This window comes from Consotaella salsifontis, from assembly GCF_900167365.1.
GTDB lineage: Bacteria > Pseudomonadota > Alphaproteobacteria > Rhizobiales > Rhizobiaceae > Consotaella > Consotaella salsifontis.
This window is the reverse complement of sequence record NZ_FUXL01000007.1, coordinates 244,140-250,343: the sequence shown is the minus strand read 5'-3', so window position 1 is coordinate 250,343 and position 6,204 is coordinate 244,140. Positions and strand designations below refer to the sequence as shown.

Here is a 6,204-nt window from a genome sequence, read left to right as displayed (position 1 = left end):
AGGCCGCGCAGCGTGAAGGGCTTCTCCGTGCAGCGCCGGCGCAGCCACTCGGCATGCGCGCCGGCGATCTTCTTCGGCTTGTGCCCACCCATCTGGCCGGGCGCCACACTGCCCGTCTCATGGTGGCGCTGCAGCCATTTGACCGCCGTGCTCACCGCAACCCCGAAGCGCTCCGCCGCCTGATGGCGCGACAGCCCGCCCTCAAGCACCGCCGCAACCACCCGCTCGCGCAGATCCATCGAATAAGGTCGACCCATCCATGCTGGCCTCCGTCTCCAGCCAGCATGTTGAATCAGATTGGCGCCTCCGATGGAATCCTCTTCCGATTCTGCCGAACTTCATCCCGCTCTAGAACTCTTTGCCGATCATGGCGCCGTCGACCGACAAACGCCCGGCGCCGAAGGCCGCGATCAGAGCCGCGCCGACTGTCCAGAAGATCTGGTTGGTCACGGCTTTGTCCTGGACCAGGTGCAGGAAGGCCATTCCGCCATCCGTAAGCAGCTGACGCTGGCCCTGCGCCGTCAGGTACTGCGTGTTGGCCTTCAGGAATTCGATGCCCTCTTGGGTCAGGAAGGCGTCACCATAGGGATGGGTGATGTGGTACCAGATGGTGACCAACAGCATCAGCGTGCTGGCGAGCGCGGCCGGGCGCGTCCACAGCCCAATGACCATCAGTCCGCCTCCGATCACCTGGATGCCCGCGAGGAGCGGCGAGAAAAACCAGCCGGGATGAAAGCCGATGGATTCCACGAAGGCCGTTTGCGCCAGAGGGTCCATGATCTTCGACCAACCTTCGATCACCAGCAGGCCGCCAATGATGACGCGGAACACGAGCCAGCCGATGGGCTTCGCAAAGCCGTCGTAGAATCCGCTCATGAACGGGAGAATGAGCCTGTCTCGAGGGGTCGCCATGACATGTGACATGGGTGCTGTCCTTGCTCATAAGGAAAGGGCGCGACGAAACGGATGGCCGGCCGCTGCCCTCTCCGGAAGGCGCGCTCATGCCTCTTTGCCCGTTTCGTCCCGCGTCGATGACGGAAACTGTCTCGGCGCTTCTTTATCGTTATTTTGACTGTCTACGTCAAGTTTACACTGTGTCAACTCTGGCACCACGACGGAAGTCCTTGCGCACGGAGCGCAATGATGCTTGCGAAGGAGGGGCGCCGGGTCATGGATGAAGGACCGCTCTGGGGGAGGGCCCAGATCGGCCAATGGATCATCATGAGCTGAGATGTCACGTGCTGCCGTGCGCGTGATGCGCCGGCTTACTATTGCGGCGCAGGCCCGCAACCTCCCTCGCGAATGCCAGCTGCGCGCGAGGGCGGTTAGCCGGTCCGGCAAAATGGCCCGATCGGCGAAGCGGCTATCTTGCCCTCACCACTCGGCGAAGGTGCCGTCGGCGTGGCGCCAGACGGGGTTGCGCCAGCGGTGGCCGATGGCGGCCTGTTCAGTGACATAGTCCTCGTTGATCTCGACGCCGAGACCGGGCGCCTCGGGCATTTTCACAAAGCCGTCGCCATAGTCGAAGACGTTGGGATCGACGAGATAATCGAGCAGATCGTTGGTCTGGTTGTAGTGGATGCCGAGGCTCTGCTCCTGGATGAAGGCGTTGTAGCAGACGGCGTCGAGCTGAAGGTTCGCCGCTAGCGCGATGGGTCCGAGCGGGCAGTGGAAGGCGACGGCGACGTCGTAGGCCTCGGCCATGGCCGCGATCTTGCGGCATTCGGTGATGCCTCCGGCGTGCGAGGGGTCGGGCTGGATGATGTCGACATAGCCCTCGCTGAGGACGCGCTTGAAGTCCCAGCGAGAATAGAGCCGTTCGCCGAGCGCGATCGGCGTCGCGGTGTGGTTGGCGATCTCCTTCAGCGCCTCGGAATGCTCGCTGAGGACCGGCTCCTCAATGAACATGAGGTCGAAGGGATCGAGCTCCTTGGCGATGATCTTGGCCATCGGCCGGTGGACGCGGCCGTGGAAATCGACGCCGATGCCGAAATGCGGGCCGAGGGCGTCGCGGATCGCCTGGACCCGGGCGATGACCTCGTCCACCTTGGCGTGGCTGTCGACGATCTGAAGCTCCTCGGTCGCATTCATCTTGATGGCCGAAAAGCCGCGCGAGGCCGCTTCCCTTGCAGCGTTCGCCGTGTCGCCCGGCCGGTCGCCGCCGATCCAGGAATAGACGCGGATCTTCTCGCGCAGACGTCCGCCGAGAAGCTGGTGAACCGGCACGCCGAAGGCCTTGCCCTTGATGTCCCACAGCGCCTGGTCGATGCCCGCCAGGGCGCTCATGTGGATGCCGCCGCCACGATAGAAACCGGAGCGGTAGAGCACCGTCCAGTGGTCCTCGATGAGGAAGGGGTCCTTGCCGATGAGATAATCGGAAAGCTCTTCGACGGCGGCCGCAACGGTTGCCGCGCGCCCCTCCAAAACCGGCTCTCCCCAACCCGAGACGCCCTCGTCGGTCTCGATCTTCAGAAAGCACCAGCGCGGCGGGACGATAAAGGTCTTGAGTGCGGTGATCTTCATGGGAATGTCCTCGGAAGGGGCATCATCGCCGCCTCACAGCGCGGCAAGGAAGGCGCGCGCCTTGGCGCGGACGGCGGCGGCATCGTCGCCCGGTCGATAGATGGACGAGCCGATGCCATAGCCGGCGATCGGCGTTTCCTTCCAGCGTGGCAGGCTGGCGGCGTCGACACCGCCGACGATGAGCAGGCGCGTGCCCTTCGGCAGGACCGCGTTCAGCGCCTTGACCGATTCCGGGGTCGCCGCTTCGCCAGGAAAAATCTTCAACGCGTGGGCGCCGGCATCGAGCGCGGCGAAGGCATCGGTCGGCGTGAAGATGCCCGGCAGGCTCACCATCCGCGCACGGCGTGTCTCGGCGATCACGGCGGGATTGGTGTTGGGGGAAACGACGATGGCGCCGCCGGCGCGCGCGACATCGGAAACCTGATCGGTCGTCAGCACCGTTCCGGCGCCGACGACCGCCTGGTCGCCAAGGCTCGTTGCGAGCCGCTCGATGGAGACGAGCGGCTCGGGAGAATTGAGCGGCACCTCGATGATCGTAATGCCCTCTTCCACAAGCGCCTCGCCGACCGCCACCGCTTCGTCCGGCCCGATACCGCGCAGAATGGCCACCACCGGGCGTCGGGCGAAATGCGTCTCGAAACGTGAGTGGTGGGTCATGGTCCTCAGTGCCTCCTTGCCATGCGCGCCAAAAGCTCTGTCCGAATATCCGACAGGTCCACCCGATAGAAGCGGACGGACGGCGCGCCATGAGGTTGTGACGCAGCATGCGAGCGGCGGGCACCGCGAAGGCTCGCCGCCTGATCATGATCGGAGGAGGAACTGCCGTCCGGTGCCATGAACTCTGCGCCAATTGTTCCATTTAATGGAACTTGGTTCTTTCAGTTGGAAAATTTTCATTCTATGCTGACGGCGTCAAGAGGAATTTCATGACCCGTTTCTTTTCGCCGCATGGAGAAGGCGTGTCGGAAGCAGCATCGGAAGGCCCTTTCGGCGCTGTTTCGGTGCGCGAAGACGAGGAAGGCGCACGTCGACCGGGGGAGGGGCCGGTCCAAAAGGTTTTCGCGGTGCTGGACACGGTGGCCGAGGCCGGCCGCCCCCTCAAATTTTCCGAGCTGCTCGCGCTCACCGGCTATGCGAAGGGTACGCTGCACCGCCTTCTCAAGGTGTTGGTGGAGGAGGGGGCGCTCATTCACGACGAGGAGGCGCGGCAGTATCGCATCGGCATGCGTATCATGCGCCTTGCCCATGCCGCTTGGAGACGGACGAGCCTCGTCGAGGCCGCTCGCGACGCGCTCGACAGGTTGAGCCTTGCCACGGGCGAAACCCTGCATCTTGCCGTGCTGGACGCCTGTCAGGTGCTCTATGTCGATAAGCGCCTCGGCCGCCGCGTGGTCTCGATGTATTCGAGTGCCGGTAAGATTGCGCCCGCCTATTGCACCGGAATCGGGAAGGCGCTGCTTTCGGCCCTGTCGCCCGAGCGGCTCGATCGGGCGATCGCCCAACAGGCCTTCTCGCGCTTCACCGCGACCACGATCACCGATGAGGATGCTCTGCGGGCGGAGCTCTCGGTCATCCGAGCGCGGGGCTATGCTCTCGACGAAGAGGAGCACGAGCCCGGCATCGTCTGTCTGGCCATGCCGATCCTCTCGGTGGCAGGAGAACTTTTCGGCGCCGTGTCCATCACCTCCGCCCGCCGAGATTGCGACCTCGACGCTCTGCTCGCCTATCGTCCGGGGCTCGATGCGGCGGTTAGGGCGATTGCCGCCGAGGCCGAGATCATGCGGCTCGCCACTCTCTGAACCGGGGCTTTCCGTGCCCTGCGGCTCTCACGAACGATGTGTTCGGCAAATGCGCCGATTGTCACGGGCCACCGCGCCCGCTACAGGTTGGGCCAATCTTGGACCGGTGGCATGCCGGCCGCCCACCGGGATTTCTCGAACAATGCTGCGCCGCCTTTACGACTGGGTGATGTCGCTCGCCGCAACGCGCTATGCCGAAGCCGCTCTCGGCGTGATCGCCTTCATCGAAAGCTCTTTCTTTCCGATCCCGCCGGATGCCCTGATCATTCCGATGGCGCTTTCGGAAAGGCGCAAATGGGTTCGGATCGGGCTTGTCGCTACCGTTGGTTCCGTGCTCGGCGCCTATCTCGGCTATGCTATTGGCGCTGTCTTCTACGATGTCGTGGGCAGGCCGCTGATCGAGTTCTACGGCAAGGCGGAAGCCTTCAACCAACTGAAGGGTTGGTATGACGAGTGGGGCGGCTGGGCCGTGCTCTTCGCCGCGCTGACGCCTTTCCCCTACAAGGTGATGACCATCTTCTCGGGCGTGGTGAAGCTCGATCTTCTGACGTTCACCGCCGTTTCCATTATCGGCCGCGGCATTCGCTTCTTCCTGGTCGCCTGGTTGCTCTCCCGTTTCGGCGCACCGATCCAGACCTTCATCGAGAAGAATCTCGGCCTTCTCTTCACCCTTTTCATGGTGCTTCTCATCGGCGGCTTCGTCGCCGTCCGGTATATGTTCTGAGGTATCCCAGGAAAACGCGATGGCTTCCATCCTCTCCCGTCCACTCGGCATTCGCCAGACAGGCGCGGCCGCGATCCTTCTTCTCGGCTCGGCGGCGACGATCACGGCGGCGCAGCTCTTCGAGCATGTCGGGGGGTATCTTCCCTGCGAGCTCTGCCTTCTCCAGCGCTGGCCCTACTACATCTCCGTGCCGCTGGCGTTGATCGCGCTGGTGACGGCGATGGGCCGCATGCCGGCCGTCCTGCCGCGCGCGCTGCTAACGTTGATCGGGCTGTTGATGCTTTTTGGGCTTGGCACGGCGGTCTATCACGCCGGGGTGGAGTGGCATTTCTGGGCCGGCCCGACGGCCTGTACCACCGGGGCGGAGACCGATATGTCGGGGGATCTCCTGGCCACCATGGATGCGGTGAAGCCGGTGGCCTGCGATCAGGCGTCCTGGCGCTTCCTCGGCCTGTCCTTCGCCGGATGGAATGTTCTTGCCTCGGCCTTCTTCGCCCTGGTCGCGTTTCGCGGCGCCTTCGGCCGTCCCGATCGGGTGTGATCGAGCGCTGTTCCTTTAGGGGTCGAGCTCGGTGTCCCAGTAGAGATAGTCGAGCCAGCTTTCGTGCAGGTGATTCGGCGGGAAGAGGCGGCCGTTGTTGTGAAGGTCGTGAACGGTCGGCTGGAAGGGCTTTTGCCTCGGGATCATGCCGGCGGCCTGGGGAAGCAGGTTGCCCTTCTTGAGATTGCAGGGGGAGCAGGCGGCGACGACGTTATCCCAGGTGGAGAGGCCGCCCTTGGAGCGGGGGATGACATGGTCGAACGTCAGTTCGTGTCTCGAGCCGCAGTACTGGCACTCGAAGCGGTCACGCAGGAAGACGTTGAACCGGGTGAAGGCGGGGTATCGGGCGGGTTTGACGTAGGATTTGAGGCAGACGACCGAGGGCAGTTTCATCGAGTAGTTCGGACTTCGGATCGTCTTGTCGTATTCCGCCAGGATCGTCACCCGGTCGAGAAACACGGCTCTCACCGCGTCCTGCCACCCCCAGAGCGATAAGGGATAATAGCTCAGAGGCCGGTAATCGGCATTCAGCACCAATGCGGGCGAGAGCCCGGGGTTGACGGCGATCGTCAAGGAAGGGTCTCCTTCACAAAAACGACTTCATTCGAGCTGCGCGG

The 6,204-nt window shown here is 63.7% G+C and carries 8 protein-coding genes; 3 read left to right on the top strand and 5 right to left on the bottom strand.

Translation table 11 applies throughout. The features are described 5' to 3' along the window. The 4 genes from B5D38_RS12340 to B5D38_RS12325 form a co-directional block, all read right to left on the bottom strand. On the bottom strand, nucleotides 1–257 hold a 257-nt coding region (locus B5D38_RS12340; RefSeq protein WP_131829912.1), incomplete at its 3' end, for a helix-turn-helix domain-containing protein. Nucleotides 258–348: 91 nt separating this feature from the next. Continuing rightward, a complete protein-coding gene (locus tag B5D38_RS12335) occupies nucleotides 349–924 on the bottom strand; it encodes a DoxX family protein (RefSeq protein WP_078708719.1) in 576 nt (191 codons plus the stop codon). Between the two features lie 450 nt (nucleotides 925–1,374). Further along, nucleotides 1,375–2,523, bottom strand: coding sequence for a galactonate dehydratase (dgoD, locus tag B5D38_RS12330; RefSeq protein WP_078708718.1), 1,149 nt, complete (start codon nucleotides 2,521–2,523; stop codon nucleotides 1,375–1,377). Nucleotides 2,524–2,556: 33 nt separating this feature from the next. Continuing rightward, nucleotides 2,557–3,180, bottom strand: a complete 624-nt coding sequence (locus B5D38_RS12325) for a 2-dehydro-3-deoxy-6-phosphogalactonate aldolase (protein WP_078708717.1) — start codon at nucleotides 3,178–3,180, stop codon at nucleotides 2,557–2,559. Between the two features lie 269 nt (nucleotides 3,181–3,449). On the opposite strand from B5D38_RS12325, the gene B5D38_RS12320 reads away from it, so the two are divergent. The 3 genes from B5D38_RS12320 to B5D38_RS12310 all read left to right on the top strand — a co-directional run bounded on the left by B5D38_RS12320 (nucleotide 3,450) and on the right by B5D38_RS12310 (nucleotide 5,587). Continuing rightward, entirely contained in the window at nucleotides 3,450–4,322 is an 873-nt protein-coding gene (locus B5D38_RS12320) for an IclR family transcriptional regulator (protein WP_078708744.1), read from the top strand. Nucleotides 4,323–4,464: 142 nt separating this feature from the next. After that, nucleotides 4,465–5,046 carry a YqaA family protein gene (locus B5D38_RS12315; RefSeq protein ID WP_078708716.1) on the top strand — a complete coding sequence of 194 codons (582 nt, stop codon included), beginning with the start codon at nucleotides 4,465–4,467 and terminating at the stop codon, nucleotides 5,044–5,046. Between the two features lie 19 nt (nucleotides 5,047–5,065). Then, nucleotides 5,066–5,587, top strand: coding sequence for a disulfide bond formation protein B (locus B5D38_RS12310; protein ID WP_078708715.1), 522 nt, complete (start codon nucleotides 5,066–5,068; stop codon nucleotides 5,585–5,587). Nucleotides 5,588–5,602: 15 nt separating this feature from the next. Here the strand turns inward: B5D38_RS12310 and B5D38_RS12305 are convergent, their stop codons facing one another. After that, complete coding sequence (locus tag B5D38_RS12305) at nucleotides 5,603–6,160, bottom strand: HNH endonuclease (RefSeq protein ID WP_078708714.1); 558 nt, start codon at nucleotides 6,158–6,160, stop codon at nucleotides 5,603–5,605. Nucleotides 6,161–6,204 lie beyond the last annotated feature (44 nt).